This is a genomic window from Stenotrophomonas sp. WED208 (genome assembly GCF_040984485.1).
In the GTDB taxonomy this organism is placed as follows: domain Bacteria; phylum Pseudomonadota; class Gammaproteobacteria; order Xanthomonadales; family Xanthomonadaceae; genus Stenotrophomonas; species Stenotrophomonas riyadhensis.
Genome location: NZ_JAZARB010000001.1, coordinates 201,010 through 220,018 on the forward strand (window position 1 = coordinate 201,010; position 19,009 = coordinate 220,018).

General features: G+C 68.3%; 15 protein-coding genes. 5 read left to right on the plus strand and 10 right to left on the minus strand.

Annotated elements, in window-relative coordinates:
• Nucleotides 1-321 precede the first annotated feature (321 nt).
• Both VPH47_RS00835 and VPH47_RS00840 read left to right on the plus strand, forming a co-directional pair.
• Nucleotides 322-894: a DUF1190 domain-containing protein gene (locus tag VPH47_RS00835; RefSeq protein ID WP_071228542.1), complete on the plus strand. Its 573-nt coding sequence runs from the start codon at nucleotides 322-324 to the stop codon at nucleotides 892-894.
• A 7-nt stretch (nucleotides 895-901) separates the two neighbouring features.
• Entirely contained in the window at nucleotides 902-2,080 is a 1,179-nt protein-coding gene (locus tag VPH47_RS00840; protein ID WP_153854770.1) for a glutathionylspermidine synthase family protein, read from the plus strand.
• A gap of 375 nt (nucleotides 2,081-2,455) precedes the next feature.
• Here the strand turns inward: VPH47_RS00840 and VPH47_RS00845 are convergent, their stop codons facing one another.
• From VPH47_RS00845 to baeS, 10 genes are all read right to left on the minus strand, one after another.
• Nucleotides 2,456-3,754, minus strand: coding sequence for a DUF58 domain-containing protein (locus VPH47_RS00845; RefSeq protein WP_153854769.1), 1,299 nt, complete (start codon nucleotides 3,752-3,754; stop codon nucleotides 2,456-2,458).
• A complete protein-coding gene (locus tag VPH47_RS00850) occupies nucleotides 3,751-4,737 on the minus strand; it encodes a MoxR family ATPase (protein ID WP_005411535.1) in 987 nt (328 codons plus the stop codon). Before VPH47_RS00850 ends, VPH47_RS00845 begins: the two co-directional genes overlap by 4 nt.
• The gene (locus tag VPH47_RS00855; RefSeq protein WP_110714061.1) at nucleotides 4,734-5,918 is read right to left on the minus strand and encodes a DUF4350 domain-containing protein; all 1,185 of its coding nucleotides are present in this window, start codon (nucleotides 5,916-5,918) and stop codon (nucleotides 4,734-4,736) included. The genes VPH47_RS00850 and VPH47_RS00855 overlap by 4 nt, the downstream gene beginning before the upstream one ends.
• Nucleotides 5,915-7,537 (minus strand): DUF4129 domain-containing protein, encoded by a 1,623-nt coding sequence (locus tag VPH47_RS00860; RefSeq protein ID WP_153854767.1) that lies wholly within the window; start codon nucleotides 7,535-7,537, stop codon nucleotides 5,915-5,917. Before VPH47_RS00860 ends, VPH47_RS00855 begins: the two co-directional genes overlap by 4 nt.
• Nucleotides 7,527-8,519 (minus strand): stage II sporulation protein M, encoded by a 993-nt coding sequence (locus tag VPH47_RS00865; RefSeq protein WP_368849908.1) that lies wholly within the window; start codon nucleotides 8,517-8,519, stop codon nucleotides 7,527-7,529. The genes VPH47_RS00860 and VPH47_RS00865 overlap by 11 nt, the downstream gene beginning before the upstream one ends.
• A complete protein-coding gene (locus VPH47_RS00870; protein ID WP_110714058.1) occupies nucleotides 8,516-9,205 on the minus strand; it encodes an RDD family protein in 690 nt (229 codons plus the stop codon). Before VPH47_RS00870 ends, VPH47_RS00865 begins: the two co-directional genes overlap by 4 nt.
• A gap of 123 nt (nucleotides 9,206-9,328) precedes the next feature.
• Nucleotides 9,329-9,859 (minus strand): gamma carbonic anhydrase family protein, encoded by a 531-nt coding sequence (locus tag VPH47_RS00875; RefSeq protein ID WP_197611795.1) that lies wholly within the window; start codon nucleotides 9,857-9,859, stop codon nucleotides 9,329-9,331.
• Between the two features lie 168 nt (nucleotides 9,860-10,027).
• Nucleotides 10,028-10,849 carry a nucleotidyltransferase domain-containing protein gene (locus VPH47_RS00880; protein WP_368849909.1) on the minus strand — a complete coding sequence of 274 codons (822 nt, stop codon included), beginning with the start codon at nucleotides 10,847-10,849 and terminating at the stop codon, nucleotides 10,028-10,030.
• A gap of 132 nt (nucleotides 10,850-10,981) precedes the next feature.
• Nucleotides 10,982-11,671 carry a response regulator gene (locus VPH47_RS00885; RefSeq protein WP_110714055.1) on the minus strand — a complete coding sequence of 230 codons (690 nt, stop codon included), beginning with the start codon at nucleotides 11,669-11,671 and terminating at the stop codon, nucleotides 10,982-10,984.
• Entirely contained in the window at nucleotides 11,668-13,071 is a 1,404-nt protein-coding gene (baeS, locus tag VPH47_RS00890) for a sensor histidine kinase efflux regulator BaeS (protein WP_368849910.1), read from the minus strand. The genes VPH47_RS00885 and baeS overlap by 4 nt, the downstream gene beginning before the upstream one ends.
• Before the next feature lie 117 nt (nucleotides 13,072-13,188).
• On the opposite strand from baeS, the gene smeA reads away from it, so the two are divergent.
• From smeA to smeC, 3 genes are read left to right on the plus strand one after another with little or no spacing between them, the layout of a single operon-like run.
• Nucleotides 13,189-14,385, plus strand: a complete 1,197-nt coding sequence (smeA, locus tag VPH47_RS00895; protein WP_368849911.1) for a multidrug efflux RND transporter periplasmic adaptor subunit SmeA — start codon at nucleotides 13,189-13,191, stop codon at nucleotides 14,383-14,385.
• Nucleotides 14,386-14,397: 12 nt separating this feature from the next.
• Nucleotides 14,398-17,547: a multidrug efflux RND transporter permease subunit SmeB gene (smeB, locus tag VPH47_RS00900; RefSeq protein ID WP_368849912.1), complete on the plus strand. Its 3,150-nt coding sequence runs from the start codon at nucleotides 14,398-14,400 to the stop codon at nucleotides 17,545-17,547.
• Complete coding sequence (gene smeC / locus VPH47_RS00905; protein WP_368849913.1) at nucleotides 17,544-18,959, plus strand: multidrug efflux transporter outer membrane subunit SmeC; 1,416 nt, start codon at nucleotides 17,544-17,546, stop codon at nucleotides 18,957-18,959. The genes smeB and smeC overlap by 4 nt, the downstream gene beginning before the upstream one ends.
• The last annotated feature ends 50 nt before the right edge of the window (nucleotides 18,960-19,009 follow it).

A 19,009-nucleotide genomic window follows, 5' to 3' on the forward strand; every position in this document is an offset into this window, starting at 1 on the left:
TGCAGCGGCTTGGTGGTCCGCGCATTTCCCCTTATCCCCGCGCCTTCGGCGCGCCCCCTTGAACAACAAGGGGGCTTCTTGCCGGAGACTTGGCTGCGCGCGCCGGGCCTAGCGGGGCGCCGCGGGGTGTGTGCCAACCAAGGTTGGCACCTGCCAGAGCGGTGCGCCGCCCGGGGTCGGATCCCATCGCGGCGCGATGGGCTCTGACCCCAATGCCCGACGAAAATGAAAGTCCGTTCATCTTTCGGACTTTGCCGATTCCGGTTGCTGGTCCGGATTTGGCATCATTGGGGCATTGATCCGTCGACAGGGCATGAGGCCATGAAACGTTCCCGCACCACCGCGCTGCTGCTGATGAGCGCTGCGCCGCTGCTGTTCACCGCCTGCCAGAAGGAGCCGGAGGTGAAGGTGCAGGAAGGCCTGTACACCTCGGTCGAGGCCTGCACCGAGGCCACCGGCGATCCGTCGTCGTGCCGCAATGCCTTCGCCGAAGCGCAGAAGCAGGCCGCCGATGCGGCGCCGAAGTACGCCAGCAAGGAAGCCTGCGAGAAGGACTACAAGCCGGAACAGTGCGTGCAGCAGCACACCTCGGCCGGTACCTCGTTCATCGGCCCGATGATGATGGGCTTCTTCATGTCGCAGATGCTGAGCAACCGCGGCGGCCTCGCCCCGCAGGCGCCGGCGGCGTCGCCGGCCTACCAGGACAAGAGCGCTGGTTGGGCGCGTCCGGCACCGGGCGGTACCGGTGGCCTGAACACCGCCAGCGGCATCGGCGCCGGCAAGGCTGGCCTGGCGCCGGTCACCAGCGAGCCGAACCGTGCGGTCACCGCCAGCCGTGGTGGCTTCGGCAACACCAGCGCACGCCGCAGCACCAGCGGCAGCTACGGCGGCTGATCGACCCATGCAGCGCATCCGGATTGCCGCGCGTGCCCAGTGGCGGGCACGCGCGGATGAAGCGGGTTTCCGCTTCCACACCATCGACGGCCAGCCGTATTGGGATGAAAGCGCGTACTACGCCTTCACCCTGCGCCAGATCGAACAGGACATCGAAGACCCCAGCGCCGAGCTGCACCAGATGGCGCTGGACCTGGTCGGTGATGTCATCGGCAGCGAGCGCCTGATGGACCAGCTGGCGATTCCGTCGCATTACCGCGACTGGATCGCCGACAGCTGGCGCCAGCGCCAGCCGCATCTGTACGGTCGCCTGGACCTGGCCTACGACGGTACCGGCCCGGCCAAGCTGTACGAGTTGAACTACGACACGCCGACCTCGCTGTTCGAGGCCAGCTTTTTCCAGTGGCAGTGGTTGGAAGACCAGCGCAATGCGGGTCGCCTGCCGCAGCATGCTGACCAGTTCAACGCGATCCACGAAGCGCTGGTCGAACGCTTCGGCGAACTGGCCACGCAGTTGCCGCCGCCGCTGTATTTCAGCGCCGTGGGCAGTTCGGAAGAAGACCGCGGCACCGTCGACTACCTGCGCGACTGTGCGTCGCAGGCCGGCCTGCATGGCCAGGCCATCGCCATCGAAGATATCGGCCTATCCGAGGACGGTCGCTTCACCGCGCTGGACGATTCGGTGATCGGCACGCTGTTCAAGCTGTACCCGCTGGAAGACCTGATGGCCGAGGAGTTCGGCCGCGCGTTGCCCGGCTCGGGCGTGCAGCTGCTGGAACCGGCGTGGAAGGCGGTGCTGAGCAACAAGGGCATCCTGCCGCTGCTGTGGCAGCGCAACGTGGGCCATCCGAACCTGCTGGAAGCGCATTTCGATGACGGCAGCACGCTGGCCTCGGGCTGGGTGCGCAAGCCGCTGTTCTCGCGCGAAGGCGCGAACATCGAGATGCACCTGGCCGATGGCAGCACCCAGCGCAGCGACGGGCCTTACGACGGCCCGGCGATCATCCAGCGTGCGCATCCGCTGACCCGCTTCGAAGGCGGCTACCCGCTGATCGGCAGCTGGGTGGTGGGTGACCACGCCTGCGGCATCGGCATCCGCGAAGACGACAGCGCGATCACCCGCGACAGTGCGCGCTTCGTGCCGCACGCGATCGTTGATGAGGCGCCGACGCGGATCTACGTCTGATGACGGTACGGCGCAACCGGGCCGGCGTGGGCAACCGACGCCGGTCGTAGAACAACCCCTGTAGGTAGAGGCCGACCTTGGTCGGTGCTGTTGATTCCGTGCCAACCAAGGTTGGCACCTACCAGGGCGGTGCGGCGGTTGTTGCAGGGGTAGTGCCGGCCGCTGGCCGGCAATCGGTGTTGGTAGATGCCGACCTTGGTCGGCACTGTGGATTCCGTGCCAACCAAGGTTGGCACCTACCAGAGCGGTGCGTCGGTCGTTGCTGGGGTAGTGCCGGCCGCTGGCCGGCAACCGCCGTTGGTAGATGCCGACCTTGGTCGGCGCTGTGGGTTTCGTGCCAACCAAGGTTGGCACCTACCGGAGCGATCGCTGGTATCAGAGCAGCCCTTCGCGCTTCACCGCCAGGTAGCGTTCCACCAGCGCACCGGGCAGGGCATCGGCGGTCACGTCCAGCACCATCACCTTCTCGCTGCGCAGCGCCTCATGCGCCTTCGCGCGCTGCTGCAGATACAGCGCCGCTGCACCGGCCTGGGTGGCGTCTTCCAGTGTCTGCACTTCGCTGTCCAGCACGCCGTCCAGCTCACGCTCGCGCAGGCTGGCCACGCATACCAGATGGCGCTGCTGCAGCAGGCGCACCGCCGCCAGCAGGTCTTCGATGTCTTCGTCGCGCACGTTGCTGACCAGCATCACCAGCGCGCGCCGGCGCTGGCGCAGCGACACTTCGGTAGCGGCGGCCAGATAGTCGGTGGCCACCGCGCGAGGCTGCAGATCGTAGCTGGCGCGCAGCAGGTGCTCGACGGTGCCCATCCCGCGCTGCGGTGCCACCCAGCGGCGCTCGCCACCGGTGGCGAACAGGCCGGCGGCATCGCCCTGGCGCAGCGCCAGGTAGGCCACCACCAGCGAGGCGTTCAATGCATGATCGAAGTGCGAGAGCCCGCCTTCGCTGGCCAGCATGCGGCGGCCACTGTCGAGCATCAGCAGCAGCTGCTGGTTCTTCTCGTCCTGGTACTCGCGCGAGATCAGCTTGCGCGCACGCGCGGTGGCCTTCCAGTCGAGCTGGCGCAGGCTGTCGCCGATGCGGTACTCGCGCATCTGGTGGAAGTCGGTGCCTTCACCACGGCGACGCTTCACGTGTGCGCCGACCAGCCGCGAGGCCTGGTCGGCACTGAACAGGGCGAAGCGGGTGAGCGGTACGAAGTTCGGATAGACCCGCACGTCCAGTGCTGGCGGCAGCGTGCGTTGCTGCCACCACAGGCGCCACGGTGAACGCATGCGCAGGTGCACGCCTTCGAAGCGGAAATGCCCACGCTGCAGCGGCTGCAGATGATAGTGCAGGGTGGAGGCACTGCCGGCCTGCAGGTGCACGCGCTGCGGCAGTGACTCCAGCGGCCAGCCGCCGGGGACCAGATCGAACACCTGCACCGTCATCGGTGCGTCCGCCTGCAGCCGCAGTGCAGCCTCGCGGCGCACGCCCAGTGCCAGCGCTTCGGGCAGTTCGCGCTGCACCTGCGGCGACGGACGCCGCCACTGGCGCCATAGATCCACCAGCGCCGGCACGGCAATCGCCAGCGCCGCCAGCGCCCAGCTCCAGCGCGGCAGCAACCCGCCCAGCACCAGGCCGCCCAGGACAGCCCAGGCCAGCAGCAGCGCCAGCAGCAGCGGGGCCGGCCTCATCGGCGCGGCGCTTCCACCTTGGCCAGCAGCGCGCCCAGCACGTCGTCGGCGTCCTGGCCTTCAATCTGCAGTTCCGGTGCCAGCGCGATGCGGTGGCGCAGCGCCGGGCGTGCGATGTCGCGCACATCATCCGGGGTGACGAAATCACGACCGGCCAGCACCGCCTGTGCACGCGAGGCACGCACCAGCGCGATGCTGCCACGCGGGCCAGCGCCGACCGCGATACCCGGCCACTGCCGGGTCGCCGCGACGATGCGTACCGCGTAATCGATCACTTCGTCATCGACCGTGATCGCCGCAGTGGCGCGCTGCAGTTCCAGCAGCTCGCCGGCGCCGAGCACACGCGGCACCTGGCTCAGGTCGAAATCGCTGGCGGCGCGGCCGCTGGTGATTGCGGTCACCATGCGCTTCTCGTCCTCCAGCTGCGGGTAGTCGATCAGCACCTTCAGCAGGAAGCGGTCCAGCTGTGCTTCCGGCAGCGGGTAGGTGCCTTCCTGCTCCAGCGGGTTCTGCGTGGCCAGCGCCATGAACGGCGGCGCCAGGGTGAAGGCCTTGCCTTCGATGGTCACCTGGCCTTCCTGCATCACTTCCAGCAGCGCCGACTGGGTCTTGGCCGGTGCGCGGTTGATCTCGTCGGCCAGCAGCAGGTTGGTGAACACCGGGCCGCGACGGATCTTGAAGCTCTCGCTCTTCGGGTCGTACACCGCGTGGCCACTGACGTCGCTGGGCATCAGGTCGGGGGTGAACTGTACGCGGCCGTAATCCAGTTCCAGGGCCTGTGCCAGTGCGCGCACCAGCAGGGTCTTGCCCAGCCCGGGCACGCCCTCGATCAGCACGTGACCACCGGCGAGCAGGGCCACCAGGATCTGGTCCAGCACATCGGCCTGGCCGATGAAGGCGTGGCCGACGGCATCGCGGATGGCATCGACGCGTTCGATCAGGCGGGCGTTGGCGGCCGCCGGCAGCTCGGGGACTTCAGTCATAGCAGGGATCTCATCTGGAGCAGCAAGCGGATGCGCTCGCGCAGGGCGGAGGAATCGTGCGGCGGTGGGGGCGTGAGCGCGCTGGCGACGCGGCCCTGCGGCCACTTCAGCAGCTCGGCGATGGCCTGATCGCGCGGCGCACCATCCAGTGCGGCGGCAATCGGTGCGCGCAGGCGCAGGCGGTGCAGGAACAGGGCGAGCACGGCCTCGTACAGGCGTATGCCGTGACCGAAGCGCAGCAGCAGTTCGCCACTGGCGCGCACGTGCTCCAGCAGCGAACGGCGTTCCAGCACCGGTGACGGCAGCAGGCTGCCGAAGCGCTGCGAGCGGCCCCACAGCCAACCCAGCAGGGCCAGCAGCAACGGTGCCCACAGCGGCCAGCCCTGATAGAACATGCGCGACCACAACGACGGCGGGCGGCTGGCATAGACCAGCCAGACCGCACCCTTGCCGTAGTTCGGATCGAGCAGGTAGCGGGTCAGGTCGCGATGGGCAGGATCGTGCAGGCCGTCGCTGGCCTTGCCTGCGGCAGAGGCCAGGCGCGCTGCCGGTGAGTCCACTTCGCTGCGCATGAACTCCATGTCGGCCAGCACGCTCACTCTGCCCTGGCCGTGGCGCAGGCGCGCGAACACCAGGTCGCGATCAGTGCCCCAGCGGCGTTCGGCCTGCGCACTGGCCGCAAACCCAAGGGTGAAGCGGCGGCCACCACAGAATTCGACGTGGCCCGGATCGTCGTCGACATGGAAGGCCTGGCAGTCGCTGCGCTGGAACAGGCTGTCCACGCCCAACTGGTCCAGCAGGGGACCCTGCGTGCTGCTGGCATCGTCCTCGGCCGGTGGCGGTGTACGCACCAGCAAGTGGCCGCCCTGGTCGACCCAGTCCAGCAGCTGTTTCACCGCCGGCGCCGGCAGTTCGCTGCTGTCCTGCAGCAGCACCACCGTGTCGTGGCGCCCCAGCGTCATCTGCTGCAACTCCAGCCGCGGTCGCGAATGCACGTCAATGCCATCGGCGCGCAGGGCCTGGCCGAGTACGTACAGCGGGTTGTAAGCGGCCTCGCCCTGTGGCGGCAGCCGGATCGTCTCGGTCACCCGCTCGTGCGTGCGCAGGTAGAGGATGGTCAGCGGCACACCGAGCAGCACCAGCACCCCCAGCAGCAACGACCAGAACAGGCGCGGACTCATGCCTGCCACCCGTACTGCTGGCGCAGGGTGCCGGCCAATGCATCGAAATCGGCGCGGCTGGGCAGGCGGCCACCGTAGGCGGCGTACTGCCACATGCGCACGATGCGCGCGAACAGGTCACGGTCGCTGGCCTGGGGCATGCGCCGCGATGCGCGCAGGCATTGCGCTTCGGTGGCACCGGGTGGAAGCGCGATACCGCTGCGCTCGCCCACCGTGCGCACACTGGCGCGGTACAGCAGGGCCAGCGCCTGCCGCGGCCGGCCCTGGTCCCACAGCAGGCCAGCCTGGGTGGCCACGTCCGGCGGCAGCACCACCGGCAACTCCACCTGCTCCTCCAGCACCTTCGGTGCAGCGTCGGCCTTGCGGCGGCCACTGCCACGCAGCCACGGCAGCCACAGCCGCGCGGTCAGCAGCAGCACCAGCAGCAGGATGCCGAGCAGGCCCCACAGGCCCCATTCGGCCAGCCGTGCCAGCCAGGCGATGCCGTCCTTGCGCGCTTTGCGTTCACCTTTGCTGTTGGCGTCACGCTGCAGCTGCTTGTCTTCCTTCTTTTTTTCCTCGGCCTGCTCGATCGGCTTCCAGCGGGTGACCTCGCGGGTCGGGCGCTGCAGCGGGTCCTCATAGGCGCGGTTCACCGCCTGACGGAAACCGGCGGTGTCCACCGGCGTACCGCCGAAGATCATTGCCGGCGTGTTGGCCGGGTCGATGGTCGGTCCTTCGTCGCCTTCCTCGGCGTCGATGCCACGGTCGTTGGGCTTGCCCATGGCACGTTCGGGCCCGGTGTCCGCGTCCTGCGCATGCACCGGTGTGGAGAGCAGCGGCAGTGCCAGGCACAGCAGCAGCGCCAGCGTCGATGCCGCCGGCAGCAGGCGGTCGCGCAGGCGCCGCAGGGCGATTTCCACGTCCCAGGCTTCCATCTGCGTACGCCGGTTCAGATACAGGCCGAAGCCGGCACCAACGTAGAAGGGCCCGATCAGCACCGACGCCAGCCAGCATGCCAGGTTGAAGCCCAGCCGCGCCCATGCGGGCGTGTCCTGGCCAATCATGTCCCATGCGGTGCGCCACGATTCGGACATCAGCTCCAGCGGCATGAACATGAACACCGCGCCGATCGCGCCGGACACGAGCACCGCTTCGAACGCCATGCAGGTCACGGTGAGCACCAGTGCCGCGCCCGCTGCGCCAGCTGCCACCGCCCGACGGCGTGGACCGCGTTGGCCCGGCGTGTTGCCTTCCAGCAGGTTCACCGGCAGGCACAGGCTGCGCAGCACGCTGAAGCGGCGCCAGCCCAGGTAGCCCCAGAAGCCGCTGTTGCCCCACGCACCCTGTGCGCGCAGCGCTGCCAGCGTGCCGACCGGCTCGCCGAAGATGCCGCGCGACAGCACGTACAACGGCGCTCGTTCGAACAGTGGTTTGCACCACCACATCGCCAGCCAGGCCCAGCCGAACGCATCCAGCCACCAGCCCAGTGCGTTGAAGATCACGAACAGCGGGGCGCTGGCCAGCAGCCAGCTGCCCCAGACCGCACGTGCGTGGCGGCGGGCGAGGGCGCTGCCCAGCTCCATGGCTTCCCAGCCGCTGCGCGCGCGCAGCACCACGTCCAGGCGGTCAATGCGCATCGCCGCCTCCACGTCCGCCGCGCCACAGCCACAACAGCACGCCGGCCCACAGCACGCCGGCCACGCTGAACTTGCCCCATGCGGGTACTTCGGCGATCGATGACCAGAAGGCCTCGATGAAGGCCGCGACCAGCAGCATGAAGGCGACGCCGAGGCACAGCCGTGCGCCGATGCGGCCGCCGTCGACCAGTGCATCCAGGCGGCTGCGCCGGCCCGGTGCCAGCAGCTTCATGCCCAACTGCAGCCCGGCGCCGCCGGCGATCACGATCGCGGTCAGCTCGAAGGCACCATGGCCGACCACGAAGCGCCAGAACGGGCCGCCGTGGCCGATGTGCTGCAGGTGGCCGGCCACCGCACCGATGGTCACGCCGTTGAACAGCAGTACCAGCAGCGTGCCCAGCCCGGCCAGCAGGCCGCTGGCGAAGGTGCGCAGGGCGATGCTGATGTTGTTCATGACGTAGTGGCCGAACATCATCCAGTCGGTGCCGCTGTCGCGGCCCAGGCGTTCGGCCGCAGGGTCGTACATGCGCTCCATCTCGGCAATCTGGCGGTTGTCCATCAGCATGTGGATCAGGTCCGGATAGGCCTGCGCCAGCACGAAACAGGCCACCGCCGGCAACGCGAACATCGCCAGTGCCACCCACATGCTGCGTGCCTGGCTGCGGACCAGCAGCGGAAAGTCGGCCACCAGGAACTCCAGTACCGCGCGCCAGCGCGTCGGCCGCGTGCGGTACAGCACGCTGTGGCCCTGCTGCATCAGCTGCTGCAGGCGCTGCACCAGCTGTGGGCTGTAGCCGCGCTCGCGGGCCAGCGCCAGCTGCTGGCACAGGCGCCGGTAGCGCTGCGGGAAGGCAGTGTCGTCCAGTGCCAGGCCGCTGGCCTTGCGGCGCGTGCGACGCGAGGCACCGGCGCGCAGCAGCAGCCACTGCTCCAGGTCCTGCCACTCCTGTTGATAGCGGGCGACGAACTGTTCCTGCTTCATCGCCGCCCCAGCAGCCAGTTGGCCATGGCGTACAGGCGCAGCACGGCGACCTGGCCGTGGGTACCGGTCAGGGGCTCGGCAATGCCGGCCAGCTCCTGCTGGCGTGCCGCCGACAGCCGTGGCGCGCGCTCGGCAAAGGCCATCAGCGCGGCCTGCTCTTCCGGGCGCAGCGGCTGTGGCGGGGCCAGTACGCTGTCGATGGTGGGTGGCGGCGGCAGATACAGCGCAGGCGCGTGCACCACCACGGTGCCGGCCACCAGGTCACCCAGGCGCCGGCCATGCGGGTCGAACAGGCTGCTGATCAGGCCCAATGCATAGCCGAACGGCAGCATGTCCACGGTACGCAGCAGATTGCGGGTGATCGACGCCATCCAGCCCACCGGTGCGCCATCGCGCGACAGCACCCGCAGGCCCAGTGCGCGCTTGCCAAGGGTACGGCCCCACAGTGCCTCGCAGACGATCGGGTAGGCCCAGTAGACCAGGAACATCAGCACCAGGTAGAGGCCGGAGCCGAACTTGTCCAGCAGCGCCAGCGGAATCGACATCAGTACCAGCACCGCGATGCGTACGCCCAGGTCGATCAGCCAGGCCATCGCCCGCGGCAGCGGGCCGGCTGCCGGCAACTGCAGCAGCACACCCTCCGGCGTCACCACCTCGCGGTAGGTATCGAGCATCGGTGCGGCCATCAGTGCGATGGCCTTCGTTGTGGGCGCCGGAGTCCTCTCCGGCAGGCGTCCACAGGCATGGGGGTCTCGACAGGTCCTGGTCGGGCCCAGACTTTAGCAGAGCCGCATGGCGGCGTTGGCTGCTCAGCCCAGGTATTCATCCTTCAGCCGCACGTAGTGGTCGGCCGAGTAGTGCAGCGACTCGATTTCCTTGTCGCTCAGCGTGCGGGCCGGGCGGGCCGGGTTGCCGACCCAGAGCTCGCCTTCGCCCACCACCTTGCCCGGGCCGACCACCGCACCGGCACCGACGAAGCCATGGCGCTCCACGCGGGCGCCATCGAGGATGCAGGCGCCCATGCCGATCAGGCTGTAATCACCAATGGTGCAGGCGTGGATGATGCAGCCATGGCCGACCGTCACGCCTTCGCCGATCAGGGTCGGGTAGCCGGCCTTGTTGTACGGGCTGTGGTGGCTGACGTGGATGATCGTGCCGTCCTGCACATTGGTGCGCGCACCGATGCGCACGTAGTTGACGTCACCGCGGATGATCGTGCCCGGCCACACCGACACGTCATCGGCCACTTCCACGTCGCCGATGAGGGTGCAGGCCGGATCGATGTACACGCGCTCGCCGAGGACGGGCATCTTGTCGCGGAAGGGGCGCAGCGGGTTCATCGGTGTCTCCGGAAATCAGGGCGTTCACTGCGATGATACCCGCGTGGTCCGCACGCCGCGTGCCTGCCGCGGGGTAGTGCCGGCCGCTGGCCGGCAACCTCATGGGCGCACCTGGATTTCCGTGGTTGCCGGCCAGCGGCCGGCACTACCAGAAGCCGGCGCGGTCGCCTATGCAGGCGCGAGTTCGGCCAGCATCTCCCGGAACAGTGCGTCCAGCCAGCCGTTGTCGCCCTGTCCGGCCGCCAGCTGCGGGACCTGCGCGGTGCGCACGGCCATTGCATGGTCGATGTAGTCGCTGATGATGACGACGCGCGGACGGGCGGTGACTTCGGCGCTGGCTCGCTTGACCACCAGCAGGGCGTCGATGGCGTTGCGCACGGGACCGTCAGGCAGCAGCCGGTCCAGCAGGTCCTCGAAGGCCATCGGCGGCGGCGTGGATTCGCTTTCGATCCACTGGCAGGCAAGCAGGGCACGCAGCACATACAGGTACTTCTTGGTACTGACGGTGGGCTCGCCCAGATGGCGGCTGTACGTGGTCTTCGCCATGCTCATGTAGTGCCACCAGCTGCCCAGCGGCGAATAGAACCCCTTCGCTGCCTCCCACAGCTGCGCCACCGCAGCGTCATCCTGCTGGTACACGATCGGCGAACGCAGCCACTCGATCAGCGTTGGATTGGACTTGGAGACCAGCCGCAGTGCCTTGCGCAGGTCCCAGCCACTGACGTCGAGCTCCTCATCGATCGGCAGCTCGATCACATCACGCTGCGCTTCGCCGGGACCGGTGCTCTCGTTGACGCTGAGGTACCACGGCTGGCGATGCACGTAGATGAAGCGCGCGTCGTAGTCACTGTCCGGCGAGGAGAAGCCCCAGCCGCGGCTGCCCGATTCGCAGGCCAGCAGCACACGCACATCGTGGCGCTGTTCGATCGCGGCGAGGGTGGAAAGGATGGCGGCGCGCTTGTCCGGCGCGATCGGGTGGATATCGTCCATGCAGTCGTGTTCGCAATGTCGAGCGTGCTCGACTGTAACGCAGGTGCGCACGGGTAGTGCCGGCCGCTGGCCGGCAACCTCATGGGCGCACCTGGAATTCTGCGGTTGCCGGCCAGCGGCCGGCACTACCGGCTAGGGTTCGTAGCTGTAACCCATCCCGTATACCGAGCGGATCGGCTCGCCTTCCATGCCGGCGTCGGCCAGCTTGCGGCGCAGGTTGCGCACGTGGCTGTCGACGGTACGGTCGACCACCACGCGATGGTCCAGATAGAGGCGGTCGAGCAACTCATCGCGGGCCCAGATCCGGCCCGGCGTGGCCAGCAGGGTGCGCAGCAGGCGGTACTCCACCGGCGTCAGGTCCAGGCCTTTGCCGTTCCAGGTGGCGCGTGCCGCAGGCTCATCGATGTGCAGGCCGCTGTTGGCGCGTGCAGCGGGGTCCGGGCGGTAGCGGCGCAGCACTGCCATCACCCGCGCGACCACTTCGCGCGGACTGAACGGCTTGCAGATGTAGTCGTCGGCGCCGATCTCCAGGCCCAGCAGGCGATCGATCTCTTCCACCCGCGCGGTGACCATGATCACCGGCACGTCACTGCTGGCACGCAGTTCGCGGCACAGGTCGACGCCGTCGCGCTGTGGCAGCATCAGGTCCAACAGCACCAGATCAGGCTGGTAGCGCGCGAAGGCGTCGATCACCTGGCCGCCATCGTCCACCCATTCGCTGGCCATGCCGGCGGCGGCCAGGTAGTCGCGCAGGACCGAGGCCAGGCGTGGCTCATCCTCGACGATCAGAATCTTCGCGGACGCAGCGGGGGACGTACTCATGCAGGCTCCGGCAGGGTGATGACCACGCGCAGGCCACCCAGCACCGAAGGCTCGGCGTGGATGTGGCCGTGGTGGGCGAGGATGATGTTGTGGCTGATGGCCAGGCCCAGCCCGCTGCCGCCGCTGGCACGGTTGCGCGAGCTCTCCACCCGGTAGAAGCGCTCGAACAGCAGCGCGCATTTGTCGGCCGGTACGCCCGGAGCGGTGTCTTCCACGACCAGCTGCACGCCGGCGGGCACGCGCGCGGCCTGCACACGTACGCGGCCGCCGGTATGGGTATAGCGCAGCGCGTTTTCCAGCAGGTTGGCCAGGACCTGCTGCAGGCGCCGCTCATCGCCGGAGACCGGCAGCGGGCCGGCCGGCAGGTCTTCTTCCAGCGCCAGGCCCGCATTGGCGAAGCGCACGCGCATGCCATTGAGCTCGCTGCGCAGCAGTGCCACCAGGTCCAGCGGCGCGAAGCGGTAGGCCAGGCCCCCGGACTGGGTCATCGACAGGTCGTGCAGGTCGTCGATCAGTTTGCCCAGCTGGCGGATCTCGCCCTGCAGGGCACCGAGGTTGGCGCGGTCCAGCGGGCGGATGCCGTCTTCGATCGCCTCCAGTTCGGCGCGTACCACCGCCAGTGGCGTACGCAGTTCGTGCGAGATGTCGGCGATGAAGGCGCGGCGGTTGCGCTCGGTATCATCCAGCGCTTGTGCCATCCGGTTGAAGTCGTTGACCAGTGCGTCCAGCTCGTCATCGCTGGTGCGCTCGATGCGGGTGGCGTAGTCGCCGGCGGCGAGCCGATGGGTGGCCGCGGCGAGTTTGGCCAGGCGCTGGCGCAGCGCGCGTGACACCAGCCAGGCCAGCAGTACCGTCACCAGCAGCAGCGAGATGCCGATCACCCACCATGCGCGCATCTGGGTGTTGTAGAAATTCAGATCGTTGGTGGCGATGACGGTCTGGAACGGCACCATGCCCAGCCAGCCCACGGTGTGCCCATCCAGCTGCACCGGATGCGGATCGTCATCACTGGTGGCATCGGGGTTGCCGGCCACGAACCGATGCTGCGCATCGAACAGGCCCAGCCGTGAGGGAACGCCGGTCTGGTCGGACAGCGGCGGCACCGGGCCTTCGTGCCCATGGGCCAGGTCCGGGCGCAGCAGCCGCGCCCAGCGGTCACTGTCGCCGCGCAGATGCTCCCAGCCGCCGTGGGCGCTGTACTCGCGCTGCAGGTGGGGTATCAGGCGCTGCATGCGCAGGTCGCCCTGGTCGTTGAGGTAGTCCAGGAAGCCGGTCTGGAACGCCACGCGGCTGGCAATGCCGTTCACTGCCAGCACCAGCAGGCAGGCGGTGAAGATCGCGAGGAAGGTCTTCGCGGTCAGGCCGAATTTGAGTCGAATCTTCGCCATCGCGGGGGCCATTAGCGGCGCATGCGGCGCTGAAAGCAAGCGTCAGCTGAGCCGGTCGCACAATCTCCATATTCTCTGCACAGTTCCACGGCAGCGTGCACGGGTCAACGCAAGGCCTCCACGCCCCCCATGTCACTCCCGCGCCCGCTGTCCCGTTCCCCCCGTCCGCTGCTGTTGCCCCTGCTGCTGGCCCTGGCCGCCTGCTCGGCGGGCAGGACCGACGTCCCGGCCACGCCTGAAGTGGGCATCATCACCGCCAGCGCACAGCCACTGGCGCTGCAGCAGACCCTGCCCGGCCGCGCGGTGCCGTTCGAGGTGTCCGAGGTGCGGCCACAGATCGGTGGGCTGATCCGCCAGCGGCTGTTTACTGAAGGCCAGCAGGTCAAGGCCGGCCAGCTGCTGTACCAGGTCGATCCGGCACCGTACCAGGCGGCCTTCGATACCGCCCGTGGCCAGCTGGCCCAGGCCGAGGCCACCGTGCTGTCGGCGCAGCCCAAGGCCGAGCGCACGCGCGCGCTGCTGGGCATGGATGCGGCCAGCAAGCAGGATGCCGACGATGCCACCTCGGCGCTGAAGCAGGCGCAGGCCAATGTGATCGCCGCGCGCGCCGCGCTGCAGGCCGCGCGCATCAACCTCGACTACACCCGGGTGACCGCACCGATCGACGGCCGCATCGGCACCTCCAGCGTCACCGCCGGCGCGCTGGTCGCCGCCGGCCAGGACGCGGCGCTGGCCACCATCCAGCGGTTGGACCCGGTCTATCTGGACGTGACCCAGTCCAGCACGCAGATGCTGGCGCTGCGCAAGCAGCTCGATGCCGGCCTGGTGAAGGCCATCGATGGCAAGGCGCAGGTGAAGGTGCTGCTGGAGGACGGCAGCAGCTATGCCCATGAAGGCACGCTGGAGTTTGTTGGCAGTGCGGTCGACCCGGGCACCGGCAACGTGGTGCTGCGCGCGGTCATCCCGAACCCGGACGGCCTGCTGCTGCCGGGCATGTACCTGAAGGCGGTGCTGCCGATGGCCACCAACGCGCGCGCCCTGCTGGTGCCGCAGAAGGCGGTGCTGCGCAACGAGCGTGGCGAGCCGCTGCTGCGCCTGCTCGATGCCAAGGACCATGTGGTGGAACGCCGGGTCAGCACCGGCCAGGTGGTGGGCAACCAGTGGCAGATCACGCAGGGCCTGAAGGCCGGCGAGCGGGTGATCGTCAGCAATGGCAGTGCGGTATCGCTCGGCCAGCAGGTGAAGGCGGTGGCGGCCAGCACGGCGCAGCTGGCGGCGATGCCGGCGGTCGACCCGAACGGCAACACCGACGAAAAGTCGCACTGAGGCCCGCCGCGCATGGTTCGTTTCTTCATCGACCGGCCGATCTTCGCCTGGGTGATCGCCATCGCGGTCAGCCTGCTCGGCCTGCTCGCGATCCTGATTCTGCCGGTGGACCGCTACCCGCAGATCGCCCCGCCCACCATCACCATCCGTGCCACCTACACCGGCGCCTCGTCGCAGACCGTGGAGAACGCGGTCACGCAGGTCATCGAGCAGTCCCAGCAGAGCCTGGACCACCTGATGTACATGACCTCGACCAGTGCCTCCGACGGCTCGGCGCAGGTCAACCTGGTGTTCGCTACCGGTACCAATCCGGACACTGCGCAGGTGCAGGTGCAGAACCAGCTGCAGGCGGCCATGGCGACGCTGCCGCAGGCGGTGCAGCAGAACGGCCTGACCATCACCAAGTCCAGTGGTTCGATCTTCGAGGTGCTGTCGTTCACCAGCGAAGACGGCAGCATGGACAACTTCGATGTCGCCAACTTCATGGAAGCGCGCATCGACGACCAGATCAGCCGTGTCAGCGGCGTCGGCAACATCCAGCCGATCGGCCAGGAATACGCCATGCGCATCTGGCTGGACCCGGAAAAGATGCGCCAGTACGCGCTGATGCCGTCGGACATCGAGAGCGCACTGCAGGCGCAGAACACCGATGTGTCGGCGGGTGAACTCGGTGGCCAGCCGGCGCTGAAGGGCCAGCAGCTGGACGCGACCGTGACCGCGCGCAGCCGCCTGCACACCCCCGAGCAGTTCGCGCAGGTGGTGCTCAAGGCCGATGCCAATGGCAGCGTGGTGCACCTGGGTGACGTGGCGACGATCGGCCTGGGGCCGGAGAGCTACGACAGCATCAGCACCTTCAACGGCAAGCCGTCGGCCTCGCTGGGCATCGAGCTCAATGCCGGTGCGAACGCGATCGCCGTGTCCAAGGCCATCGATGCGCGGCTTCAGCAGCTGCAGAAGTACTGGCCGCATGGCTACACCGCCCACGTGGCATTCACCACCACGCCGTTCGTGACCATCTCGCTGAAGGAAGTGGTGATCACCCTGATCGAGGCGATCGCGCTGGTGGTGCTGGTGATGTACCTGTTCCTGCAGAACTGGCGGGCCACGCTGATCCCGACCATCGCGGTGCCGGTGGTGCTGCTGGGCACGTTCGGCGTGCTGGCGGCCTTCGGGTACTCGATCAACACGCTGACCATGTTCGCGCTGGTGCTGGCCATCGGCCTGCTGGTGGACGATGCCATCGTGGTGGTGGAGAACGTGGAGCGGGTGATGACCTTCGAAGGGCTGGCACCGAAGCCGGCCACGCTGAAGGCGATGGGCCAGATCACCGGCGCGCTGGTCGGCATCGTGCTGGTGCTGACCGCGGTGTTCCTGCCGATGGCGTTCTTCAGTGGTGTCACCGGCGTGATCTATCGCCAGTTCTCGGTGACGATCGCCGCCGCGATGATCCTGTCGGTGCTGGTGGCGATGACCATCACCCCAGCGCTGTGCGGCAGCATCCTGCATCAGATTCCCAAGGGCGGCCACCCGCATGGCGATCACGGCGGCGAGCCGAGCCTGCTGGGCAAGTTCTTCATCTGGTTCAACCACCGCTTCGAGCGCACCTCCAACGGCCTGCGCCATCGCGTGGATGGTTTCCTCGGCCGGCGTACGCTGGGCGTACTGTTCTACCTGGTGCTGAGCGTGGCCACCGGCCTGCTGCTGTGGCACCTGCCCGGCGCATTCCTGCCCGATGAGGACCAGGGCATGCTCAACGCGCTGGTGAAGCTGCCAGCCGGCTCCACCCTGGAGCAGACCCGTGCAGTGATGGATCGCCTCAGTGCCGCTGCGGTGAAGGACGACAGCGTGCTCTCGATCCAGGCCATCGCTGGTTTCAGCGTCACCGGCAGCGGCCAGAACGTCGGCCAGGCCTTCATCCGCCTGAAGGACTGGGATGACCGCAAGGACGATGCCGATACCATCGCCGCGCGCTTGACCGCGGCGATGGCCAGCGTGCCCGATGCGCAGGTATTCATCACCTCGCCACCGGCCATCCTCGGCCTGGGCGATGCGGGCGGTTTCACCCTGGAACTGCAGGACGAAGGCGGTGCCGGCCATGCCGCCGCCGTGGCCGCGCGCAACACGCTTCTGAAGGAAGCCGCCAAGGACCCGAAGCTGGTCAACGTGCGCTACGCCAGCCTGGAAGACGCGCCGGTATACGCGGTGAAGGTGGACGACGCCAAGGCGCAGGCCATGGGCGTGAACCCGCAGGACGTCAATGACACCTTGAACGCGGCGTTGGGCGGCGACTTCGTCAACAACTTCATCTACAAGGGCCGCATCAAGAAGGTGTTCATCCAGGGCACCGCCGAAGCACGCATGCAGCCACAGGACATCGAGCGCTGGAGCGTGCGCAACCAGGCCGGCCAGATGGTGCCGCTGTCGTCGCTGATCAGCACGCATTGGACCAGTGCGCCGGCTGCATTGCAGCGCTACAACGGCATATCAGCCATGGAGATCACCGGTCAGCCGGCGCCGGGTGTCAGCTCCGGCGAGGCGATGGCCGAGATCGCGCGGCTGGCCGACACACTGCCGGAAGGCTTCAGCCATGCCTGGTCGGACATGGCCTACCAGGAGCAGCTCTCGGGCAACCAGGCGCCGATGCTGTATGCCATCTCGCTGCTGTTCGTGTTCCTGTGCCTGGCGGCGTTGTATGAAAGCTGGGCGGTGCCGTTCGCGGTGATGCTGGCGGTGCCGGTGGGCGTGTTCGGTGCGGTGCTGATGATGAACCTGCGTGGCCTCAACAACGACGTGTACTTCCAGGTCGGCCTGCTGACCACGATTGGCCTGGCAGCAAAGAACGGCATCCTGATCGTCGAATTCGCGCGCATCCTCGAACAGCAGGGCAAGCGCACCCGCGAAGCGATCCTGCAGGCGGTCTATCTGCGGCTCCGGCCGATCGTGATGACCTCGCTGGCGTTCCTGATGGGCGTGCTGCCGCTGGTGTTCGCCACCGGCGCCGGTTCGGCCGCGCGCCGTTCGCTGGGTACCGGCGTGGCCGGTGGTACGGTCGCCTCGATGGTGCTGGGCATGTTCTTCGTGCCGTTGTTCTACCTGCTGGTGCGCCGCATGTTCCCGGGCCGCGCGCCGGCCGAAGCCACTGCCCCGGAGGCAAGCCCATGAAGCCGATGCTGCTGCGCGCCCTGGCGGCCGCAACGATGACCACCGTACTGGGCGGCTGCGTGAGCATGGCACCGCACTACCAGCGCCCCGAGGCGCCGGTGCCGGCACAGTTCGGCAATGCCGCCACCGGCGAGGCCGGGCCGGCACTGACGATGCCGGCCTGGCGTGAGGTGTTCCTGGAACCGCGCCTGCAGCAGGTGATCGCGCTGGCGCTGCAGAACAACCGCGACCTGCGCGTGGCGGTGCTGCAGGTGGAGAAGGAACGCGCGCAGTACCGCATCCAGCGCGCGGCGCTGCTGCCGTCGGTGGATGCCAGTGGCAGTGTCACCCGCTCGCGGGTGAGTGATGCCAACAGCGAGATCGGCGTCAGCCAGGTGACCGAATCCGATGCGGTGCAGGTGGGCATCAGCAGCTGGGAACTGGACCTGTTCGGGCGCGTCCGCAGCCTTAAGAACGAGGCCCTGCAGAACTGGCTGGCCAGCGCCGAGAACCAGCGCGCCGCGCGCACCAGCCTGGTGGCCGAAGTGGCGACGGCGTGGTTGGCGCTGGCGGCCGACGAGCAGTCGCTGGCGTTCACCCGGCAGACGCTGGACAGCCAGCAGCAGACCCTGCAGCGCACCGAGGCCCGCCATGCACAAGGCCTGGCCTCGGGTCTGGACCTGTCGCAGGTGCAGACCAGCGTGGAAGCTGCGCGCGGTGCGCTGGCCAAGCTTCAGACCCAGCAGGCGCAGGATCGCGATGCGCTGCAGTTGCTGGTGGGCGCGCCGCTGGAGGCGGCGATGCTGCCCAGCACACAGGCACTGGACGGCACCGTGGCGCTGGCGCCGTTGCCTTCCAACCTGCCCTCAAGCGTGCTGCTGCAGCGCCCGGACGTGCTGTCCGCCGAACACGCGCTGCAGGCGGCCAATGCCGATATCGGTGCCGCGCGCGCCGCGTTCTTCCCGACGCTGACGCTGACTGCCAACTACGGCCACAGCTCCACCGCGTTGTCGACGCTGTTCTCGGCCGGCACCCGCGGCTGGTCGTTCGCGCCCAGCATCACCGCGCCGATTTTCCACGCCGGTGCGTTGAAGGCCTCGCTGGATGCCTCGAAGATCGGCAAGGACATCGGCATCGCCCAGTATGAGAAGGCAATCCAGCAGGCCTTCAGCGAAGTGGCCGATGCGTTGGCCACGCGCGATCACCTGACCGCGCAGATGGAGGCCCAGCGTGCGCTGGTCGCCGCCAGCCAGCGCAGCTACACGCTGGCCGATGCGCGTTACCGCACCGGGCTGGACGGCTATCTGCAGGCGCTGGATGCGCAGCGCAGCCTGTATGCCGCGCAGCAGGACCTGATCGCGTTGCAGCAGCAGGAGGCGGGCAACCGGGTGACGTTGTTCAAGGTGCTCGGCGGCGGCGCGGACGCACGGTAACTCGCTTGCGCGGGTGTGTGCGTCTTCCGCTCCGGTGGGTGCCGACCTTG

Coding starts and splice junctions, on each gene's coding strand:
- VPH47_RS00875 (WP_197611795.1), bottom strand. CDS start 9,859: ATGAACCCGCTGCGCCCCTTCCGCGACAAGATGCCCGTCCTCGGCGAG.
- VPH47_RS00865 (WP_368849908.1), bottom strand. CDS start 8,519: ATGAAGCAGGAACAGTTCGTCGCCCGCTATCAACAGGAGTGGCAGGAC.
- smeC (WP_368849913.1), top strand. CDS start 17,544: ATGAAGCCGATGCTGCTGCGCGCCCTGGCGGCCGCAACGATGACCACC.
- VPH47_RS00850 (WP_005411535.1), bottom strand. CDS start 4,737: ATGACTGAAGTCCCCGAGCTGCCGGCGGCCGCCAACGCCCGCCTGATC.
- VPH47_RS00860 (WP_153854767.1), bottom strand. CDS start 7,537: ATGCGCATTGACCGCCTGGACGTGGTGCTGCGCGCGCGCAGCGGCTGG.
- VPH47_RS00880 (WP_368849909.1), bottom strand. CDS start 10,849: ATGGACGATATCCACCCGATCGCGCCGGACAAGCGCGCCGCCATCCTT.
- VPH47_RS00885 (WP_110714055.1), bottom strand. CDS start 11,671: ATGAGTACGTCCCCCGCTGCGTCCGCGAAGATTCTGATCGTCGAGGAT.
- baeS (WP_368849910.1), bottom strand. CDS start 13,071: ATGGCCCCCGCGATGGCGAAGATTCGACTCAAATTCGGCCTGACCGCG.
- smeA (WP_368849911.1), top strand. CDS start 13,189: ATGTCACTCCCGCGCCCGCTGTCCCGTTCCCCCCGTCCGCTGCTGTTG.
- VPH47_RS00840 (WP_153854770.1), top strand. CDS start 902: ATGCAGCGCATCCGGATTGCCGCGCGTGCCCAGTGGCGGGCACGCGCG.
- VPH47_RS00855 (WP_110714061.1), bottom strand. CDS start 5,918: ATGAGTCCGCGCCTGTTCTGGTCGTTGCTGCTGGGGGTGCTGGTGCTG.
- VPH47_RS00835 (WP_071228542.1), top strand. CDS start 322: ATGAAACGTTCCCGCACCACCGCGCTGCTGCTGATGAGCGCTGCGCCG.
- VPH47_RS00845 (WP_153854769.1), bottom strand. CDS start 3,754: ATGAGGCCGGCCCCGCTGCTGCTGGCGCTGCTGCTGGCCTGGGCTGTC.
- VPH47_RS00870 (WP_110714058.1), bottom strand. CDS start 9,205: ATGGCCGCACCGATGCTCGATACCTACCGCGAGGTGGTGACGCCGGAG.
- smeB (WP_368849912.1), top strand. CDS start 14,398: ATGGTTCGTTTCTTCATCGACCGGCCGATCTTCGCCTGGGTGATCGCC.